At 72.4% G+C, this 20482-nt stretch carries 8 protein-coding genes; 3 read left to right on the top strand and 5 right to left on the bottom strand.

Annotated elements, in window-relative coordinates:
• The 4 genes from AB0D18_RS19040 to AB0D18_RS19025 all read right to left on the bottom strand — a co-directional run bounded on the left by AB0D18_RS19040 (position 1) and on the right by AB0D18_RS19025 (position 16077).
• A complete protein-coding gene (locus AB0D18_RS19040) occupies positions 1 to 2649 on the bottom strand; it encodes a MupA/Atu3671 family FMN-dependent luciferase-like monooxygenase (protein ID WP_362419350.1) in 2649 nt (882 codons plus the stop codon).
• Positions 2646 to 5783, bottom strand: a complete 3138-nt coding sequence (locus tag AB0D18_RS19035; protein WP_362419347.1) for a beta-ketoacyl synthase N-terminal-like domain-containing protein — start codon at positions 5781 to 5783, stop codon at positions 2646 to 2648. The genes AB0D18_RS19040 and AB0D18_RS19035 overlap by 4 nt, the downstream gene beginning before the upstream one ends.
• Before the next feature lie 91 nt (positions 5784 to 5874).
• Complete coding sequence (locus AB0D18_RS19030; RefSeq protein WP_362419344.1) at positions 5875 to 10929, bottom strand: MupA/Atu3671 family FMN-dependent luciferase-like monooxygenase; 5055 nt, start codon at positions 10927 to 10929, stop codon at positions 5875 to 5877.
• Positions 10930 to 10956: 27 nt separating this feature from the next.
• Positions 10957 to 16077, bottom strand: coding sequence for an amino acid adenylation domain-containing protein (locus tag AB0D18_RS19025; RefSeq protein WP_362419341.1), 5121 nt, complete (start codon positions 16075 to 16077; stop codon positions 10957 to 10959).
• A gap of 257 nt (positions 16078 to 16334) precedes the next feature.
• Between AB0D18_RS19025 and AB0D18_RS19020 the strand changes: the two genes are divergently transcribed.
• From AB0D18_RS19020 to AB0D18_RS19010, 3 genes are all read left to right on the top strand, one after another.
• On the top strand, positions 16335 to 17678 hold the full coding sequence (locus AB0D18_RS19020; RefSeq protein ID WP_362419484.1) for an MDR family MFS transporter: 1344 nt from the start codon (positions 16335 to 16337) through the stop codon (positions 17676 to 17678).
• 124 nt (positions 17679 to 17802) lie between these two features.
• Positions 17803 to 18813 (top strand): TauD/TfdA family dioxygenase, encoded by a 1011-nt coding sequence (locus AB0D18_RS19015; RefSeq protein WP_362419338.1) that lies wholly within the window; start codon positions 17803 to 17805, stop codon positions 18811 to 18813.
• Complete coding sequence (locus tag AB0D18_RS19010; RefSeq protein WP_362419335.1) at positions 18810 to 19556, top strand: alpha/beta fold hydrolase; 747 nt, start codon at positions 18810 to 18812, stop codon at positions 19554 to 19556. The genes AB0D18_RS19015 and AB0D18_RS19010 overlap by 4 nt, the downstream gene beginning before the upstream one ends.
• Positions 19557 to 19599: 43 nt before the next feature.
• Here AB0D18_RS19010 and AB0D18_RS19005 read toward each other — a convergent pair whose 3' ends face one another.
• A complete protein-coding gene (locus AB0D18_RS19005) occupies positions 19600 to 20421 on the bottom strand; it encodes an NAD(P)-dependent oxidoreductase (RefSeq protein WP_362419332.1) in 822 nt (273 codons plus the stop codon).
• Positions 20422 to 20482: the final 61 nt, after the last annotated feature.

The raw sequence follows: 20482 nt of genomic DNA, 5'->3' as shown, positions 1-20482 counted from the left end.
TCATCGACGGTCCTGCGGGGGGCCCTCGGAGCCGAGGTGGGCCTCAAGCTCGTCCTCGTCCACGTGGAACCGGGTGGACGAGGTGTCCGGGAGGTCGCCGATCCGCAGATCGGGATCGGCGACGGCCGCGGAGAGCATGGTGGCGAAGGTCTCGATGGCCTGGACGACCGTGTCGTGGTCGAACAGGTCCAAGGCGTACTCGAACCGCCCGAAGGCGCCGAGCCTGCTGTCCCAGAGCGTCAGCGTGCTGTCGTACAGGGAGGTCTGCGGGTCGGTGTCGATGGGGTTCAGCTGCAGCCCGGACATCTCGAACGGGTCGTTCCAGGGCAGGAAGAGGTAACGCAGCCGGAACAGCGGGGTCCAGGAGATGTCGCGCTGCGGGGCCAGCCGGTCGACCAGCGACTGGTACGGCGCCTCCGCGTGGGACAGCGCACCCGACACCGTCCGCCGTACGTCGGCGAGGGCGCTGCGGAAGCTCTGCTCGGGGCTCAGCCGCGTGCGCAGCAGCATCGGCCGCAGCAGCAGGCCCAGCAGGTTGTCCGGCGAGCGGTCCCGGTTGGCGGTCGGCGAACCGAGCACCAGGTCCCGCTCGCCGGTGGTCCGGCTCAGCGAGGCGGCCAGCGCGGTGTAGGCCGTCATGAAAGGAGTGACGCGGGCGGCCCTGCTGAGCGCGTTCAGCTGAGCGGTGGTGCGGTCGGGGAACAGCATCCAGGCCCGGTGTCCCTCGAAGGACGGCACGGCCGGGCGCTCGCCCCGCAGCGACTCCTTCAACGGGAAGGTCGCCGGTTCGGGCGCTCCCGCCAACTGTTTGTCCCAGTAGGCCAGTTGGTCGTCCAGCAGGCCGTCGCGCAGCCGGGCGCGCTCCTGTTCCGCGAAGACCCGGTAGGGGACGGAGGGCGGCAGGTCGTGGCTGCGGCCCTGCAGCAGCGCCCCGTAGACGGTGAAGAGCTCCTTCAGGAAGACGGTGAAGGAGACCCAGTCGGTGATCATGTGGTTCTTCACGGCCGCGAGCTGGAACTCCTCGGCGCCCAGCGTGATCAGGGCGAGCCGCATCGGCGGCAGATCCACCGGGAAGGGGCGGCGGGCGAGTTCCGTACGGATCGCACGCGCGGCGCGCACCCGCTCCTGCGGGGGAACGCCGGTGACGTCGAAGCGCTCCAGAGTCACCGGGAACTCGTCGGGCGCCCCGATCCGCTGGAAGGGCACGCCCGCCGACTCGCCGAAGGAGGTGCGCAGCACCTCGTGCCTGCCCACCACCGTCCGCAGCGCCTTCTCCAGCAGCTCGGGCCGCAGCGGACCGCGGATCCGCAACCCGGTGGTGACGTAGTTGGCCGGGCCCGGCGGAAGGGCCTTCTGCACCCGGTGCATCCGCTCCTGGTCGATGCCCAGCGGGGCGGTGACGACGGGGGAGGAGACAGCCGGCGCGACGAGGGGGCGGGCGGCGGTGGCGAGGGGTCCGGTAGAGGCGATGGCAGCGGCGGCGGGCTCGGCCCCGTAGGAATCCTGCACGCCCGCCAGCAGGTCGATGCTCTGCTGCGCCTGCTCCAGCGGGATGCCGAAGTCCACCAGGCAGGCCGCCTCGTCGACGCCGGCCTCGGCGAGCCGGTCCAGCAGGCCGCGTACGGTCTGCGGCGAGCCGATCAGCGCCGTCTGGTGCGCGTAGCGCTCGTAGGCGAAGTCGAGCTGCGCCTCGATGTCGGCGCCGCCGGCGTCCGCGCCGGAACCGTCGATCATGTCGCTCTGCTGTCCCAGGTAGCCGCGCAGATACTCGCGCAGCGGCTCGCGGCACCGCTCCCGGGCGGCGGCCGCGTCCTCCTCCAGATAGGTGTGCAGCATCACGCTGACCGTGCCGGTGGCGGGGTCGTGGCCGTGGGCCTCGCGCTCCTTGCGGTAGAGCGCGATGTTGGCGGCGAGCGCTTCCGTCTCGGTGCCGATCAGCCCGGTCAGGATGTTCGCGCCCAGCCGGCCGGCCTGCACGTAGGTGTCGGAATTGCCGGACGCGGTGATCCAGAAGGGGAGTTCGGGAGTCACCGGCCGGGGATAGAGGGTCGGCGTGATCTCCGTACCCCCGGGGCCGGGGAAGGAGACCTCCTCGCCCCGCCACAGCTTCTGCACCACCGGAATGGTGTCCCAGGTGTACTGGCGGCGGTCCGCGTACTTCTCCGGGGCGAGCAGGAAGTCGGTGCCGTGCCAGCCGGTGGCGAAGGAGATGCCGGCCCGGCCGCCGGAGAGGTTGTCGATGACGGACCAGTCCTCGACCACCCGGACCGGGTGGTGCAGGGGCAGCACCAGGCTCCCGGCCCGGATCTGGACCCGCTCGGTGGCGGCGGCCAGCGCGGCGCCCAGGACCGAGGGGTTGGGGTAGATGCCGCCGAAGTCGTGGAAGTGCCGCTCGGGGGTCCACACCGCGGCGAACCCGAGCCGGTCGGCCTGACGGGCCGTCTCCAGCAGGAAGCGGTACGGCTGTTCCTTGTCCCCGGCGGTGTTGGCGAAGTAGAAGAGGCTGAACTTCAGCGGTCTTCGGGGCGGCCGTGCGGCGGCCGCGCGGCCGCGCAGCCGCTCGGTGAGCGCGGCCCGCTGCTCGGTGGACAGGGCGCCCAGCCGGTCCCGCAGCGCGCCCTTCGCGTCGTCGTTCTTGGGCGGGGTCACGCCGTTGCTCCTTCTGTTCCGCCGGTGCCGAGCAGCCGGACGAGTTCGTCCTCCGGGAGCCCTTCCAGCTGGGCCATCAGTTCGTCGAGCTCATCGGGCGCATCGGGCTCGGGAGGGCTGGTGTGCGTACCGTTGTCGCCGCTGCCGCCGTCGATCAGCGCGGCCAGCTCGGAGACCTGCGGCGCCTCGAAGAGGTAGCGCACCGGGAAGTCGACGTTCAGCTGCTTGCGCAGCTGGTGCACGAGCTCGGCCGCGAGCAGCGAGGTGCCGCCGAGCCCGAAGAAGTCGTCCTCCAGGCTGACGTCGTCCATGCCGAAGGCCTCGGTGAAGGCGGCCAGCACGATCGCCTCGGTGCGGCTGCCGGAGCCCACGGGGCCGGGGACGGCAGACGCGTCGGACGGAGCCGCGGGGGCCTGCGCCACGCCGGCGGCTGCCACGTCATTCGCCTCCGAACGGGCCGGTGCGTCGAGCCAGTAGCGGTCCCGGGCGAAGGGGTAGCCGGGCAGCTCGCAGTGGCGCCGGCGTTCCCCGTCGTAGTACGCGGCCCAGTCGATCTCGGCCCCGGTTTCCCACGCCTGGCCGAGCGCGCCGAGCAGCTGGGCGGACGGCTCCTCGCCGCCGGTCAGCGGGAGCGAGGAGATGGGCGCGTGCCGCAGCGTGCGCAGATGCCTGCGGGCCAGCTCCGACATGCCCTTGCCCGCGCCGACCTCCACGAACAGCGTGTCCTGCCGTGCCGCCAGGAGATCGACCCCGGCGCCGAAGCGGACCGTGCCGCGGGCCTGCGCCGACCAGTACGCCGGGTCGCAGGCCTGCTCCGCGGTGAGGGGCAGGCCGGTCAGGCAGGAGACGAAGGGCAGCGAAGGCTCCCGCAGGCGTACGGCGCGCAGCTCACGCTCGAACGCGGCGAGCATGGGGTCCAGCATCGCCGAGTGGAAGGCGTGCGAGGTGTGCAGCAGACGGCACTGCACGCCCTTCCCTGTCAGGCTCGCACGCAGCTCCTCGATCGCCTCCGCGGTCCCGGACAGCACGCACTGGCGCGGCCCGTTGACCGCCGCGAGGTCCAGGTGCGCGGCCCGTGCGTGGGCGGCGGCCTCCTCCTCCGGCAGAGCCACGGCCAGCATGGCGCCGTGCGGCAGCGCGGCCATCAGGCGGCCGCGGGCGGCCACCAGGCGCAGCGCGTCGGGCAGGTCGAAGACCCCGGCCAGGCAGGCGGCGACGTACTCGCCGATGCTGTGCCCGGCCATCGCCCGGGGGACGACTCCCCACTCCTGCCACTGGCGGGCCAGCGCGTAGGAGAACGCGAACAGCGCGGGCTGGGCCTTGTCGGTGCTGTTCAGCGCGGCCGCGTCGGCGGCCGGGTCGAGCAGCAGTTCACGCAGCTCCACGCCCTCGCGCCGGAGCAGCTCCAGACAGGTGTCGAGCTCCTCGCGGAAGCGGGGGGCCACCTTGTGCAGTCCGGCGGCCATCCCCGGGCGCTGGGCGCCCTGCCCGGGGAAGAGGAACACGGGGGAGGGGGGCTCGCCCGCCACCCTGATCCGCCGGGTGTCCACGTCCCGCAGCCGGGCCCTGGCGTCCTCGGCGTCGGCCGCGACCACCGCGAGGCGGTGCGGCAGTACCCGCCGGCCGGTGGCCAGCGTGTGGGCCGCGTCCGCCAATAGCTCCGCGTCCGCGGGCAGGCCGGTGTTCCCGTCCGGCCGGTCGAGCGCGTCGGCCACCCGCAGCCGCCACCGCTCCAGCGCGTCCTCGTCGACGGCCGAGAGCACCAGCAGCTCCCGCTCGCGCGGGGTGGGCGTCCCGGAAGTCTTGGAGGGGGCCTCGGGGGCCTGCTCCAGTACGACGTGGGCGTTGGTGCCGCCGACGCCGAAGGAGCTGACCCCGGCCCGCCGGGGGGTGTCCCCGGCCGGCCAGACGGTGCTCTTCACCGGCACGTAGAACGGCGAGTCCTCCAGCTCCAGCAGCGGGTTGGGCCGCTCGAAGTGCGGGCTGGGCGGGATGATCCCGTCCCGTACGGCCAGCGCCGCGCGGATCAGCCCGGCCACGCCGGCCGCGGCGTCCAGATGCCCGATGGTGGCCTTGGCCGAGCCCAGCGCGACGCGCCTGCCCGCCCAGGACTCCTCGTCGGCCGTGCCGCCGGCCACGCCGTAGGCGCTGCGCAGCGCCTCGATCTCGATGGGGTCGCCGATCCGGGTGCCGGTGCCGTGCGTCTCGACGTACCCGACGGTGTGCGGGGCCACGTCGCCCAGCGACATCGCGTCGCGGACCGCGGTGGCCTGGCCCTCGACGCTGGGTGCGGTGAAGCCGACCTTGGCCGCACCGTCGTTGTTGATGGCGGAGCCGCGGATCACCGCGTACACCCGGCGGCCCTCGGCCACGGCGTCGTCGTACCGCTGGAGCAGCACCGCACCGGCGCCGCTGCCGCCGACGGTTCCCTCCGCGCGGTGGTCGAACGGACGGCAGTGACCGTCCGGGGACGCGATGCTGCCCTCCTTGTACAAGTACCCGATGCGGTGCGGCAGTTCGATGGTGGAGCCGCCCGCCAGCGCGATGTCGCTCTCGTGCGAGAGCAGGCTCTGCACGGCCATGTGGACGGCGACCAGCGAGGCGGAGCACGCGGTCTGCACGCTGACGGCGGGCCCGCGCAGCCCCAGCCGGTAGCTGGCGGCGGTGGCGAGGAAGTCCTTGTCGTTGAGGATCCGCCCCTCCAGCATGTTGATCGAGCTGCCCAGGGCGGGCACCGCGTTCAGCCACAGATAGCGGGTCATGCCGGCGGCGGCGAACACGGCGGCGCGCTCCCGGTAGCGGTCCGGGTCGCAGTCGGCGTCCTCCAGGGCCTCCCAGGCGCACTCCAGGAAGATCCGTATCTGCGGGTCCATCAGCCGGGCCTCGCGCGGCGTGTAGCCGAACGCCCCCGCGTCGAACCGGTCGTGGTCCGCGAGCGGCATGCCCGAGCGGACGTAGTGCGGGTCGTCCACCAGTGCGGGGTCCTCGCCCGCGGCGATCAGCTCGTCGCGGCCGTACTCGACGAGCGCCTCGGTGCCCGCCACCGCGTTCTCCCAGAACGCGGGGATGCTGTCGCTGCCGGGGAAGCGCCCGGCCATTCCGACGATCGCGATCAGGTCTTCGGTATCCGTCATGCCCGTCGTATCCGTCGTATCCGTCGTATCCGTCGTATCCGTCGTATCCGTTGGGTCCGTCGTGGGTCTCTGCTCGGCCATGTGTCCCCCGTCAGCCATCTGTCCCCGCCTTCCTGCGCCGGTGGAACCGGCCTCGGGCCTTGCGTCGCTGGTCCTGGTCCGCGTCGTGCGCCGGGCCGGAGCCGTTCTCGTCCTCGGCCGGTCCCGCACTGCCCATGTGGGCGGCGAGCGCGGCGATGGTCGGATACGCGAACAGCTCCACCAGGCGGGGTGCGGCGATGCCGGCGCCCAGCTCGGAGAGGCGTGCGTGCACCCGGATGAGCAGCAGGGAGTTGCCTCCCGCGTCGAAGAAGTTCTCGTGGATCCCGATCCGGTCGAGGCCGAGCACCGAGCACCACACCGCGGCCAGCTGCTGTTCCAGCTCGCTGCGGGGGAGCACTTGGGCGGCGGTCGCCCGCGTCGCGCTCTCCTGCGCCGCCGGTGCGGCGGCCAGCGCCCTGCGGTCCACCTTGCCGTTCGGGGTGAGCGGGAAGGCGGTCAGCATGGTGAGGCGGTCCGGGACCATGTAGCCGGGCAGGCCGCGCGCCAGGTGTTCGCGGAGCCGGTCCAGGTCCGGCGGGTCACCGACCGGGGTGGCGGCCGGGAGATCCGCCTCGGCCAGGCCGGGCCTGCGACCGTAGACGATGCCCACTTCCAGCTCGTCGAGGATGGTGCGGCTCTCGGTCTCGAAGCCGTACCGCTCCAGCACGGCCAGCACCTCGTCCCGCCGGTCGTCGCCCTCGATCTCGACGGCGACCTGCCGCACCCGCCGCCAGTCGGCGTCGTCGAGCCCGGCGAGCACGTCCAGCTCGGCCCGCTCCACGTCGACCTTCAGCAGGCCGACGTCCTCCAGCCGGTGCTCGGCGATCAGTTCGTGCAGGGTGGTGAGCCGGCAGCTGAACTGCTCGTTGCGGTACTGGTCCGCGAGGAAGTCCTCGACGTCCGCGGCGTCCGCCGTCGGCATGAGCACCGCCGCCCGCTTCCGGTCGGCCTCGGGGTCGGCGTAGCGGCCGGACAGTCCGGTCAGCGCCGGGTAGTACGTGAACTCGGCCGTGCCGGGGGTGTCCGAGAGGCCCGCGTTGACCAGCACCGCGTCGATGCCGTTGGCCCGTACGGTGCGGCTCAGCCGGTCGAAGGTCGGCGGGATCGGCTCGACGGAGACGATCCGCGCGGGCCGGCAGCTGCGGTGCACCCACAGCGTGGTGCCGCCCACGTTGGCCCCCGCGTCCAGCACGGTCATGCCGTCCCAGAGGCGCAGGAAGCCGTCGCCCAGGTAGTCGCCGTCCTCGAAGATCTCCTTGTGGATCTCGGCCGCGGCCCGGTGGTCGCCGGTGGCGACCACGCCGCCGAAGGGCAGTGGGATCAGCTCCGGGTCGCCGCCCTCGGCAGCGGTGACCGCGGCGCCCCGGGGGCGTATCCAGCCGGCGAGCGCCGCGCGGTCCCCCTCCCCGACCACGCCGACGACCGCCCGCTCCACCCCGGGGAAGGCCTCGATGTGCGACTCGATCTCACCGAGCTCGATCCGCCGGCCGCGCAGTTTGACCTGGTCGTCCAGCCGTCCCCGGTACTCCAGGGCCCCGTCCGGGCGCAGCACCGCGAGGTCGCCGGTGCGGTACAGCCGTGCGCCGGGCGGGCCGAACGGATCGGGTACGAAGCGCTCCGCGGTCAGCTCCGGGCGCCGCCAGTAGCCGCGCACCACGCTGTCCCCGCCGATCAGGAGCTCACCCGGGGTGCCCACCGGCACCGGCTCGCCCGCCGGGTCCACCAGGTGGAAACGGGTGTTGGCGACGGGCCGGCCGATCGGCGGCGGGCCCTCGCCCGTCACCGGGTGCGTACTGGACCAGATGGTGGTCTCGGTGGGGCCGTACATGTTGAGCACCCGGCCGAGCAGTACGTCGCCGAGCCGGCTCGCGAGCGCGGCCGGGAAGGCCTCGCCGCCGATCACCAGCTGTTCCAGCTTCTCCAGCGTGGCCAGACCCGCGTCCGTCTCGGCCAGCGCGAGCGCCAGCGACGGCGTGCACTGCAGGTGCGTCGCGCTGTGCCGGGCCAGCTGGGCGAGCGCCGACTGGTCCTCCTGGGGTCCCCGGTCGCCGACCGCGGCGGCCCAACCGGCCCGCAGGACGTCCAGTTGGGGCAGCGAGGCGAGGATCTGCTCCGGGTCGATGCCGAAGTCGATGAGGCAGGCGATCTCGTCGACCCCGGAGGCCGCGATCCGCTCCACCATCGGCCCGCAGGACTCGGGCGACCCGATGAGGCCCGCCTCGTTGGCGAACCGGTCGTAGTAGCGCTCCAGGAGTACGTCCAGCTCCTCCTGCGCCAGCGCCTCGATGTCCGCCGCGTCCTCGCCGCTGAGCAGGCGCTTCACCAGCCCCAGCGAGCTGCGGAGATAGCCGACGAACGGCTTCCTGGCGCGCTCCCGCACCGCCTGGGCGTCCGTGTCCACCGCCGTGTGCACCATCAGTGCCACCCGGCCGCGGCCCGGGTGGCCGGCCTCGTCCCAGGCCTTGCGGTAGCGGGCCACCTTCTCGGCCAGCTCTTCAAGGCTCTGGCCGAGCAGGTGGGTGAGCAGGTTCACGCCCGCGCGGCCCGCCGCCTCGAAGGTGGCGACGTCGCCCGAGGAGGTGAGCCAGGAGGGGAGTTCGCCGCGGGCCGGACGCGGGTAGGCCGCCACCTCGATGGTGGCTCCCGCCCCGTTGACCCGCTCGACCTTCTCACCGCGCCACAGCGCGCGCACGGTGTCCATGCCCTCCATGAGGACCCGCTTGCGGTCGGCGTGCCGGTCGGGGGCGAGCACGAAGTCGTCGGCCAGCCAGCCGGAGGCGAAGGACACCTCGGCCCGCCCGCCGGAGATCCCGTCGACTACCGCCCACTCCTCGGCGACCCGCAGCGGGTCCTGGAGCGGCAGCACCACGCTGCCCGCGCGGACCGCGATCCGCCGGGTCACCGCGGCGACGGCCGCGCCGGTCACCGACGGGTTCGGGTAGAGCCCGCCGAAGGCGTTGAAGTGCCGCTCAGGCGTCCACACCCCGGCGAAGCCGTGCTCGTCGGCGAACTTCGCGCCCTCCAGCAGCAGCCGGTACGGCTCGGGGCCCTGCTCGCCCTCCGCGCTGGCGAAGTAGAACAGGCTGAAGTCCACCGAGGGGCGCGGCGCGGACCGCTCCTCGCCCTGCAGTACGACGGTGACGCCGCGGGCCAGCGTCCACAGCAGTTCAAGACCGGCGATGTCGAAGGAGATGCTGGTGGTCGCCAGCCACACCGAGCCTTCGCCCGCGGTGATCTGCTCGTCCATGGCGTGCAGGAAGTTGGTGAGGGCACGGTGCGGCACCGTGACGCCCTTGGGAGTGCCGGTGGAGCCGGAGGTGTAGATGACGTACGCGGGGTTCTCCGGCAGCACCGCGGAGGCGACGGGCTTCTCCCCGGCAGCGCCTTTCTCGGCGGCGCCTTCCCCGTCGAGCGGCTCCAAGGAGGTCAGGACGAGGGAGGCGCCGGAGTCGCTGAGCATCTGTTGCCTGCGCCGCTCCGGGTAGTCCGGGTCCACCGGCACGTAGCCGGCCCCCGACTTGAGCACCGCGAGCAGCGCGACCGGCAGGTCCTCGGTACGGCGCATCGCCACGGCGACCAGCTGCTCGGGGCCCGCGCCCCGGGCGATCAGCGACCGGGCCAGCCGGTCGGAGCGGGAATCGAGCTCGGCGTAGCTGAGCCGGACGTCGCCGTGCACCACGGCGGTGGCGTCCGGGGTGCGCCGGGCCTGCTCGGAAATCCGCTCGTGCACGAGTTCGGCTCCAGGGAACTCCCGTACCGTGTCGTTGAGTCGGCGGACCGCCTCGGCGTCGGCGGCGGTGGCCAGCGGCAGCCGGGCGATCGGGGTGTCGGGCTGCGCGAGGGCTCCGGTCAGCAGGGTCGTCAGCTGCTCGGCGAACCGCTCGATCGTGCCGGCGTCGAACAGGCCGGTGTTGTACTCCAGCACCCCGGTGGCACCGGAGGCGTGCCGCTCCACCGTCAGGATCAGGTCGAGCGGGACCGTGCCGTAGTCGACGGGCAGCTGCTCGACGTCCAGGCCCGGCAGGTGCAGGGTGCGTCTCTCGCTCTCGTACCAGGCGAACATCAGCTGGACGATGGGGGAGTGGCTGAGCTGGCGGGACGGCTGGAGCTCGTCCACCAGCTTCTCGAAGGGCACTTCGGCGTACGGATAGCAGGCCAGGGCGTCCGCGCCCACCCGGTCGACGAGTTCGCCGAACGACAGCGCGCCGTCCACCTGGCTGCGTATCGCCAGCGTGTTGGTGAAGGAGCCCACCACCCGCTCCAGAGCGGGGTCGGGCCGGTCGGTCACCGGCGTGCCCACGATCAGGTCGTCGCGCCCGGTGCTGCGGTGCACGAACGCCAGGAACACGCTGAGCATGGTCATGAAGGGGGTGGCCCCGCGCTCCGCGCCGAACCGGACGACCGCGGCGGTCAGTTCCTCGCCGAGCTCGAACCGGTGGGTGGCCCCCGCGTAGCTCTGCACGGCGGGCCGGGTGCGGTCGGCGGGGAGTTCCAGCAGCTCGGGGACGCCCGCGAGCTGCTCCCGCCAGAAGTCGAGCCCCTCCTCCAGGGCCGGTCCCGTCAGCTGCTCGCGCTGCCACGTCGAGTAGTCGGCGTAGTGCAGGGTGGGCTCGTCGGGGAGCTCCGCGCCGCTGTAATGGGCACTCAGTTCTTCGGCGACGAGCTCCATCGACGCACCGTCGGCGATGATGTGGTGCGCCGCCAGCAGCAGGGCGTGGTCCTCGGCGCCGAGCGTGACGAGCACGGCCCGCAGCAGCGGTGCGCGGTCCAGGCCGAAGGGGCGGGCGCTCACGGCGCGCAGCAGCGAGGGCAGTTCTTCCTCGGTGCCTTCCAGCCGTTCCAGCACGATCTCGGCGCTGTCCTCCACCACCTGGAAGGCGGTTCCCGCCACTTCGGCGAAGCGGGTGCGCAGCGCTTCGTGGCGGGCCACGACGGCCACCAGGGCCCCGTTCAGCGCGGCCTCGTCCAGTGCACCGCGCAGCCGCACCGCCACATGCACCAGAGGGGGCGCCTCGTCGGGCGCTATCTGCGCCAGGAACCAGAAGCGTTCCTGGGCGAAGGACATTCGGGCACTACGTATTTCCGACATGAATCAGATCGCCTCCGCACTGTCTTCGGTGAGCAGCTCGGCCAGCGTGCGGCGTGCCGCGGGGCGCATCGGCGCGATGCGGGAAGGCGCTCCCGCGGGCCCGGGGCCGGCTTCGGCGGCCGTGGCCAGGGCCGCGTCCACGGCTGCTGCCAGGTCGCCGAGCGTCTCCTGCTGGAGGACCAGCCGGAGCAGGGTGGGCACCGGGAGCGGGCGGGCCTTGGAGAGCCGGCGGGCGAGCCGGGCCGCCTTCAGGGAATCGCCGCCGAGCTGGAAGAACTTGTCCTCCGCGGTCAGCTCCCGGATGTCCAGCAGTTCGCCGAGCAGCTCGGCCAGCAGCCGTTCGGTATCGGTCTGCGGGGCGCGGCCGCGGGGCGTGTGCAGCTCCCCGGGGTCGGGCAGCCGGCCGGGTTCGAGTTTGCCGTTCGGTGACAGCGGCAGCTCGGACAGCACCACGAACCGGCCCGGCACCATGGCCTGGGGCAGCGTCGCCGCCAGCGAGGCGCGCAGCGCGTCGAGGTCGAAGCCGTCCGCGTTCGGCACTTCCAGGTAGCCGACCAGGCCGCCCCCGCGCACCGTGACGTGTGCGGCGCTGACCAGGGGGTGGCGTTCGGCGACGGCCTCGATCTCGCCGGGCTCCACCCGCAGTCCGTTCAGCTTGATCTGCTTGTCGCTGCGGCCCGCGAAGACCAGCTCCCCGTCGGCCAGGCGGTACGCCTGGTCCCCGGTCCGGTACATCCGCGTTCCGGGCGGGCCCAGCGGGTCTGGCCTGAACCGGTCGGCGGTCTGGGCCGGGTCGCCGAGATAGCCGCGGGCCAGGCCGTCACCGGCGATCCACAGCTCTCCCGTGATGCCCGCCGGGACGGGGTTGCCCGCCGCGTCCAGCACGTGCAGTCGTACGTTCTGCAGGGCCCGGCCGATCGGCAGGCTCCCGGCCCCGGACAGCTCGTCGGGCAGCGGAACGGGCACCGCGTACATGCTGGCGGTGACGCTCGCCTCGGTCGGTCCGTAGGCGTTGACGAACAGGAAGCCGTCCGGCAGTTGCCCGGACAGCTGCCGGTAGGCCTCGACGGAGACCGCCTCGGCGCCGACGCTGATGCCGCGCAGCTCCAGCTCGGACCGCCGGGCCGCCTCGGGGACCATGTACGGCGCCATGAAGGTGCTCTCGATGCGGTGCTCGATCAGCCAGTCCAGATGGTCCTCGGGTGTGGTGCGGGCCCGGTCGGGCGTCAGGTGCACCTCGGCGCCGCGCGCCAGGGCGGGGAACATCGCGTAGACCGAGGCGTCGAAGCTGAAGCTCGCCCACACCGCGGCCCGGCAGCCGCGGGGCACCAGCGCGTCGTAGTTCGGGTCGGTGATCAGGTTGACGACTCCGGCGTGCGGGACGAGGACGCCCTTGGGCCGGCCGGTGGAGCCCGAGGTGTAGATCAGGTACGCGGGACTCCGCGGGTCGACCGGAGTGTGCAGGTCCTCGTCCGGCAGCTCCCGGGTGTCCGGCAGTGCTCCGGAGAGCACCACGGCCGCCTTGGAGTGCGACAGCATGAACTCCCGCCGCTCCTGCGGGTAGGTGGGGTCCACCGGGAGGTAGGCGCCGCCCGCCTTGAGCGTGGCCAGGATCGCGACCGGTACGTCCAGGCCGCGTGCGAGCGACAGGGCGACGATCCGTTCCGGGCCGACGCCCAGGCCCACCAGGTGGCGGGCGAGGCGGTTGGCCCGCGCGTTCAGCTCGGCGTAGCTCAGCCGGTCGCCCTCGTGGACGAGCGCGGTGGCCCCGGGCGTGCGCCGGGCCTGCTCCTCGACGACCTCGTGCAGCAGCCGCGGGGCGCCGGGCGCCAGGTCCTTCGCGGTGGTGTTGAGCTGCCGCAGCCCTTCGTGCTCCGGTGCGGTGAGCAGCGGCAGCGCGGAGAGCGGGGTCTGCGGGGCGCAGACCGCACCGCGCACCAGGGTGGTCAGGTGCCCGGTCAGCCGCTCCACGCTCTGCTCGTCGAAGAGGTCCGTGCTGTAGATGACGGCCCCCGAGATGGTCCCGCCGGGCCGTCGCTCCAGGGTGAAGGTCAGGTCGAACTGGGTGTCGCAGAAGTCGGACGGGATCGGCTCGCGCTCCACCCCGGGCAGCGAGAGCCCTTCGCCCGGCATGGTGTGCAGCGAGAAGAGGACCTGGACCAGCGGGCTGTGGCTGAGGCTGCGGGAGGGAGCCAGCTCCGCCGTCAGCCGTTCGAAGGGCACTTCCTGGTGGGTGAAGGCCGACAGGGAGGTCTCCCGCACCCGGCCGAGCAGCTCGGTGAAGGTCGGGTCGCCGTCCAGCGAGGTGCGCAGGGCCAGGGTGTTGACCAGGAAGCCGACCATCCGGTCATGTTCCGGCCGGAGCCGTCCGGCGACCGGTGAGCCGACGACGAGGTCGTCGAGACCGGTGTAGCGGTGCAGCACCGACTTGACGCCGCTGAGCAGCACCATGAACAGGCTGGCCCCGTGCTCCCTGGCCAGCCCCTCCAGGTCGGTGACCAGATCGGCGGTCAGGGTGAAGTGGTGGGTGGCGCCGCGGAAGGACTGCACCGCGGGGCGCGGCCGGTCCGTGGGCAGCGGCAGCAGCTCGGGTGCTCCGGCCAACTTCTCGCGCCAGTACGCGAGTTGACCGGCGAGGTCCTCGTCGGCAGGCACCGTTGCCGTGCCCGTCAGCCGCTCGCGCTGCCACTGGGCGAAGTCGCGGTGGCCGACCGGGGGTTCGGGCGGCAGCGCACGGCCCGCGTACAGCGCGCTCAGATCCTCGAAGAGGATCCGCAGCGACCACGCGTCCGCCACGATCTCGTGCACGGTGAGCTGCAGTACGTGGTCCTCGTCGCCCAGCGGCACCAGCAGGGCCCGCAGCAGCGGCGCGGTGCTCAGGTCGAACGGCCGGTACGCCTCCTCGTCGAGGGTGGCCCGCAGCCCCGCCGCGTCCTCGGGACGGTGCGCCGGCGCCGTGCGCAACTCCAGCGCGACCTCGTCGGCCACGATCGCCAGCCGCGTCTCCCCGGTGCTGTCGAAGGAGGTGCGCAGCGCGTCGTGCCGCGCCGCGAGGGCGGTCAGCGCACGGCGCAGCGCCTCGCAATCCAGCGGGCCGCGCAGCCGGTAGGCGAAGGCGTTGTTGTACGCGGTGTTGCCCGGCTTCAGCTCGTCCAGGAAGAGGAACTGCTCCTCGCCGAAGGAGGGCAGGCCCCGGGACGGATCGGTTCTCCGGGGTACCGACGGCAGCTTCGAGGTGGCCTCGTGGTCCGCCTCGGCCTGCCGGACGACCTCGGCCAGCTGGGCCACCGTCCGGCCCTCGAACATCAGCCGCATCGGGAGCTCGACCCCGTACGTCTCCCGGATGCGTGCGACCACCTGGGTGGCGATCAGGGAGTGGCCGCCGAGGTCGAAGAAGTTCCGGTCGGTGGCGACCTCGTCGACGCCCAGGGCCTCGGCCCAGATTCCGGCGATCGTGTCCCGGGCCGGATCGGTCGGCTGCTGCTGCGCCCGCGCGCCGTGCGGCGCGGTGCGTACCGCCGGGGCGGGGAGCGCGGCGCGGTCGGCCTTGCCGTTGGGGGTCAGCGGAATGCGGTCCAGTACGACCAGGGCGCTCGGCACCAGCTGGGCCGGCAGCCTTCCGCGGATGAACTCACGTACCAGATCGGGAAGTTCGTCGCTCTGCCCGACGGCACCGTCCGCGTTCTGTCCGGCGGCACCGTCCGCGTTCCGCCCGGGGGTACCGTCCGCGTTCTGCCCGGCGGATCCGTCCGTGCTCTGCTCGGCGGGGACCAGATAGCCGACCAGTCGCTGGTCGCCCGGCCGATCCTCGCGGACGGTGGCGACGGCCGCGATCACCGCGGGGTGCGCCCGAAGTGCCTCCTCGACCTCGCCCAGCTCGATCCGGAAGCCGCGGATCTTCACCTGGCCGTCCAGCCGGCCGCCGAACTCCATGACTCCGTCGGGGCGCCGGGTGACCCGGTCCCCGCTGCGGTACATCCGTGCTCCGCCACCGGCGAAGGGGTCGGGCAGGAAGGAGGAGGCGGTGCGGTCGGGGCGACGCCAGTAGCCGTAGGAGACCCCGTTCCCGCCGATGTACAGCTCGCCGGGGGTGCCGTCGGGGACCGGTCTCAGCTGCTCGTCCAGTACGTACAGCAGCGTCTGGTCGATCGCGGTGCCGATCGGCACGCTGTCGGCCTCGTCCGGCAGCGCGGCCGTGTCGTAGACGGCGGAGAAGGTGCTGGCCTCGGTCGGGCCGTAGCCGCTGAGCAGACGGCCGCCGGGCGGCAGGTGCTTCCGGGCGGCCCGGACGCTGCCGGGGTCGGCCGCCTCGCCACCGATGACCAGCTGGGGGACGGATGCGAAGGCTGCCGGCTCGTTCCTGATCACCTCGTTGAAGAGGGAGGTGGTGACGAACACCGTGCTGAGCCGCTGCTCCCTGACGAACCGCTCCAGGTATCGGGGGGAGGTCATCACCTCCCGGTCGATGCCCACCAGGCAGGCGCCATTGAGCAGCGCCATCCACATCTCCAGCACGCTGGCGTCGAAGGAGAGGTTGCCGCCGAAGCCCACCCGGTCCTCGGGTGTCAGCCGCAGGTAGCAGGTGTCCACCACCAGCCGGATGACGGCCCGCTGGGTCGTCAGCACGCCCTTGGGGCGGCCCGTGGAGCCGGAGGTGTACATCATGCAGGCGGGCTGGGCCGCCGACTGCCGGCCGGGGCGCTCGGGGCTGCACGCCGCGATCAGCTCGGCGTCGCTGTCGAGCCGCACCACGGGGATGCCGTCCGAGGGCAGCAGCTTGTCGTGCGGACTGCGGGTGACGACGAGGTCCAGTACGGCGTCCCCGGCCATCCAGGCGAGCCGCTCATCCGGGTACGACACGTCCAGCGGCACACAGACGGCTCCGCACTTGAGCGCGGCCAACGTGGCCACCACCATGTCGGACCGCCGGTCGGTGCACACGCCGACGAAGGCCCCCGGTCGTACTCCCCGGTCGGTCAGATGGGCGGCCAGGCGATTCGCGCGGACATCGAGTTCCGCGTAACTCCACTCCTGGGTATCGAATATTACGGCCGTCCGCTCTGGTGCGGTATCGGTGTGATGCTCGAAAAGCCCCGCGAGAGTGGGCAGTTCAGCCCTGAACATAACATCCGTCCGATCGTGGGGAGTTGCAGCAGTCGGTGTTTGAAGTTGGATGCTTTCAGGGCCTGTTGCCAAGATCAAGGTCTGGATTTCCTGGCTCGGACAATGCATGATCTCGGACGAGACGGAGTGCTGGGCAGGGCAATAGCTGCCCGAAATGCCGTACATCCGATCAATGGAGGACGCTTGTGACCAGTGCGGACACTTCAGAGCAGGCCGATGTACGACTCGATCGGCCGCTGTTGGTGCTGGGCGCCCTCATGGCCGTGGGTACGTTCGCAGCGGCCCTCGACGCGACAATCGTGTCGCTTGCGTTGAACAGTATTCGTTCGGAATTCAACACTCCGATTGATACGATCCAATGGATTATCACCGGCTATTTGCTGGGAATTGCGACAGTCATCCCGGTGACCGGATGGGCCGTCGACCGTTTCGGTGCAAGGACCATGTGGTTGACGGCCATGGGGATTTTCCTGGGCGCCTCACTGCTTTGCGGAATTTCCTGGTCCGCTCCTTCGCTGATCGTCTCCCGGGTGCTCCAGGGGTTCGGCGGCGGCATGATCGTGCCGATCGCCCAGGCGGTCCTGGCCCGCGCGGCGGGCCCCAACCGGGTGGGCCGGATCATGGCCCTGGTGACCATCCCCACCCAGTTCGCCTCGGTCATCGGGCCGACCCTGGGCGGCGTGCTGGTGGAGACGACGACCTGGCGCTGGATCTTCTACCTCAACCTGCCCGTCTGCCTGATCGCCGGCGTGCTGGCCGCCCGGCTGCTCCCGCGTGACGAGCCGCAGCGCGAGGCCCGCCTCGACCTCAGGGGGCTGCTGCTGCTCTCGCCCGGCCTGGCCCTGCTGGTCTTCGGCGTCTCCCGGGTGTCCGACGGCGCGGTCGCGGTGCTCGTCCCGGTCGCGGCCGGCGCCGTGCTGCTGGCAGGTTACGTGGTGCACGCCCGGACCACGCCGCACCCTCCGGTCATCGACCTGAGGCTCTTCGCCACCCGCTGGTTCCGCACCCTGGCCGGGATCATGCTGGTGTACGGGGCCTTCTTCTTCGGCGCGGTCTACCTCTTCCCGCTCTACTTCCAGCAGGGCAGGGGCCACTCCGCGCTGCAGGCCGGAATGGAGGTGGCGCCGCAGGGCATCGGCCTGTTGCTGATGCTCTTCCTGGGCGGCTCGCTGGCCGACAAGCTGGGCCCCCGGCCCGCCATGCTCGGCGGCCTCGGCCTGCTGGCGGCGGGAACGCTGGTGTACACCCAACTGCCCGCCGATCCGCCGGCCTGGCTGCTGCTGACCGCACTGGCGGTGCGCGGCGCGGGCGTGGGACTCTGCGTCGGCCCGCTGATGGCCGCCGTGTTCCAGGGCGGGCTGCCGAAGGCGTCGATCCCACGGGCCACCACCGCCATCAACATCCTGCAGCGGGTGGGCGGTTCGTTCGGTACGGCCCTGTTCGCCGTGGTGCTCACGAGCCAGGCGGGGGAGCAGCACAACGCCTCGCCCGCGGACTTCAGCCAGACCTTCTGGTGGGTGGCGGGGCTGGTCGTCCTGGCACTGGTGCTCACCCTGACGCTGCCCCGCGGGCGCCCCGCCGCGGCGTCCGCCGACCACTGACCCCGCGCCGGACCACTGCCCCGCGCCGGACCACTGCCCCGCGCCGACCGCTGTCCCCGCCCCGGATCACCGCCCCCCGCTGGACCACTGTCCCCCCTCCGCTCCGTGGGAGAGAAGAAGAGACATGACGACGAACACCGCCCCGAGCGTCCTGGGAGACGCCGTACGGGAGTGGGCAGTGCTGCCCGGAGGCCCGCTGCCGCTGGGCGTCGAGCCGGTCACTCCCGGCCTGGACCTCCTGGACTGGGCGTCCCGGTACCGCGAGCCGCTGCGCGAGCGCATCGACGAGCACGGGGCCGTGCTGCTGCGCGGCTTCTCCGGGGTCACCGCCGAGTCCTTCGAGGCGCTGGTCCGCGAGGCCTGCGGAGCGCCCCTCGAATACGTCGAGCGCTCCTCCCCGCGCCACGCCGTGCACAAGAACGTCTACACCTCGACCGACCACCCCGCGCGCGAACGCATCCACCTGCACAACGAGCAGTCGTACAACCTCCTGTGGCCGCTGCGCATCTGCTTCTGCTGCTTGATCGCGCCGGGCGGCGAAGGAGCCACCCCCCTCGCCGACTGCCGCAAGGTGTACGACCGGATCCCGGCGGACATCCGGCAGCGTTTCGCCGACCGCGGCGGCTACCTCTACGTGCGCAACTTCGGCCACGGTGCGGGACTCGGCTGGCAGGAGGCCTTCCGGACCAGCGATCCGGCCGAGGTCGAGCGCTACTGCGCGGAGAACGACATCGAGGTGACGTGGGGCCCCGACGGCCAACTGCGCACCGCCCAGCGGCGCCCCGAGGCGCTACGGCATCCCCGTACCGGCGAATGGACGTGGTTCAACCACCTCACGTTCTTCCACCTCTCCACGCTGGGACCCGACCTGGCCGACGCGCTCCTCGAAGCGCTCGGCCCCGATGCCCTGCCCAACCACACGTACTACGGGGACGGCGGGGAGATCGAGCCCGAGGTGATGGAGGTGCTGCGCGCGGCCTACGCCGCCGAGCTCGTCGAGTTCCCCTGGCAGCGGGGCGACATCCTGCTGGTCGACAACATGCTCACCGCGCACGGCCGGGCCCCTTTCCAGCCGCCCCGGCAGATCGTCGTCGGCATGGCCGAGCCGGTGTCCGCGCGGCAGGTGGGAGCATGACCGCGCAGCGCTACCGCACCCCCGCGATGCGCGCCTTCCACGAGGCGCCGCAGGCCGCGTCCCGGCTGGTGTGCTTCCCGCACGCGGGCGGCTTCGCCTCCTACTTCTTCCCGCTGTCCCGGGCGCTCGCGCCGGCCGTCGAGGTGCTCGGCGTGCAGTACCCGGGCCGTCTGGACCGCAGCGAGGAGCCCGCGGTCGAGGACATCGGGGTGCTCGCGGAAGAAGCGGCGGCACTCATCGCCGACGACCCGCACCCGCCGCCCACCCTCTTCGGGCACAGCATGGGAGCCCTGGTCGCCTTCGAGACGGCCAAGAGGCTGACGCGGGACCACGGCATCACCCCGGCGGGGCTGATCGTCTCCGGTATGCGGGCACCGTCCCGGCCGCGCCGCCGCCCCCGGGACTGGGACCGGGAGGAAGAGCTGCTGGACGAGATGAGGCTGCTCTCCGGCACCGACCCGGCGCTGATGGAGGACGAGGAGCTCAGAGAGCTGTTCCTGCCCGTCCTGCGCAGCGACTTCCGTGCCGTGAACGCGTACCCGGGCGATGACACCGTGCTCTCCTGCCCGGTCACCGCCTTCGCGGGCGACGAGGACCCGGTGACTCCGGACGGCGTGCACCACTGGGCCACTCACACCTCGGCGGAGTTCACCACCCGGTCCTTCCCGGGCGACCACTTCTACCTGAAGGGCTTCCCGCCGTCCGTGACCGCTGCCGTACGGGAGGCGCTGAGCCGGAGCTGACCGGACCGGCCGCCCTCGGTCCCCGGTCCGACGGCAGTGTCGTTCAGAGGGGGTTGGGTTCGCCCAGGGGTGCTGTGACGAAGGGGCCGCCGACGTACTCTGCGGCGGGGCCGGTGGGGGCGGGTGCGTCGATCCGGTCCGCGAACGTTTCGGCGTTGTCCTGGGACGTGTAGCCCAGGGCCTCCGCTTCGGCGAGGGAGTAGATGCGGCGCGTGTTGTCGGAGACGCCCCAGATCAGGCGGTAGCCGGGCGACGGAGTGGCCAGGCAGGCTTCGAACAGGCGCGCGCCGTCGCCGGGGGAGAGCCAGGTGACCAGGCCGCGCGGTCCGAGGCCGACCGGGGTCGGGAAGCAGGAGCCGATGCGGACGACGATGACGTCCATGCCGAACCGCGAGTGGTAAAGGCTTCCGAGCGCTTCGATGGCCGCCTTGCTCACGCCGTAGAAGGTGTCGGGGCGGGCGGTGGAGTCGGCGGCGAGGCCCCTCTCGCCGGCTTCGTCGTTCCGCCGGAAACCGACGGCGTGGTTGCTGGAAGCCAGGATCACGCGTGGGACACCTGCCGCGCGGGCGGCTTCCAGGACAGTCCTGGTGCCGTGGATGTTGACGTCGAGGGTCTCTTCCCACGACGTCTCGCGGCTGTGCCCGCCGAGGTGGATCACCGCGTCGACACCGGCGCACGCCTCGGCCATCGCGGCCGGGTCGGTGACCGAAGCGGAGAGCAGCTCGACTGCTTCACCCGCCTCTGCGGCCGGCTGGTCGGAGAGGTCGAGGAGGCGCAGGATCCGGCCGTCACGGCGGAGCCGCGAGCGCATCAGGCTGCCGACTATGCCCGCTGATCCGGTGATCAGGACGCGCTGGTCTGCCATCGGTGTTCTCTTTTCTCTACGTACCAACAGGGACATACGTACCAGAAGGTGAAGGGGAGAA

Origin of the sequence: Streptomyces sp. NPDC048442, from assembly GCF_040651475.1 — a bacterium.
GTDB lineage: Bacteria > Actinomycetota > Actinomycetes > Streptomycetales > Streptomycetaceae > Streptomyces.
The sequence above is the reverse complement of the archived record's forward strand: the minus strand, read 5'-3'. Positions and strand labels throughout refer to the sequence as shown.

What these genes read in the sequence shown, in the direction of transcription:
- AB0D18_RS19035 (WP_362419347.1), bottom strand. Translation starts at nt 5,783, where the DNA reads ATGACGGATACCGAAGACCTGATCGCGATCGTCGGAATGGCCGGGCGC.
- AB0D18_RS19030 (WP_362419344.1), bottom strand. Translation starts at nt 10,929, where the DNA reads ATGTCCTTCGCCCAGGAACGCTTCTGGTTCCTGGCGCAGATAGCGCCC.
- AB0D18_RS19025 (WP_362419341.1), bottom strand. Translation starts at nt 16,077, where the DNA reads ATGTTCAGGGCTGAACTGCCCACTCTCGCGGGGCTTTTCGAGCATCAC.
- AB0D18_RS19020 (WP_362419484.1), top strand. Translation starts at nt 16,335, where the DNA reads ATGGCCGTGGGTACGTTCGCAGCGGCCCTCGACGCGACAATCGTGTCG.
- AB0D18_RS19015 (WP_362419338.1), top strand. Translation starts at nt 17,803, where the DNA reads ATGACGACGAACACCGCCCCGAGCGTCCTGGGAGACGCCGTACGGGAG.
- AB0D18_RS19010 (WP_362419335.1), top strand. Translation starts at nt 18,810, where the DNA reads ATGACCGCGCAGCGCTACCGCACCCCCGCGATGCGCGCCTTCCACGAG.
- AB0D18_RS19005 (WP_362419332.1), bottom strand. Translation starts at nt 20,421, where the DNA reads ATGGCAGACCAGCGCGTCCTGATCACCGGATCAGCGGGCATAGTCGGC.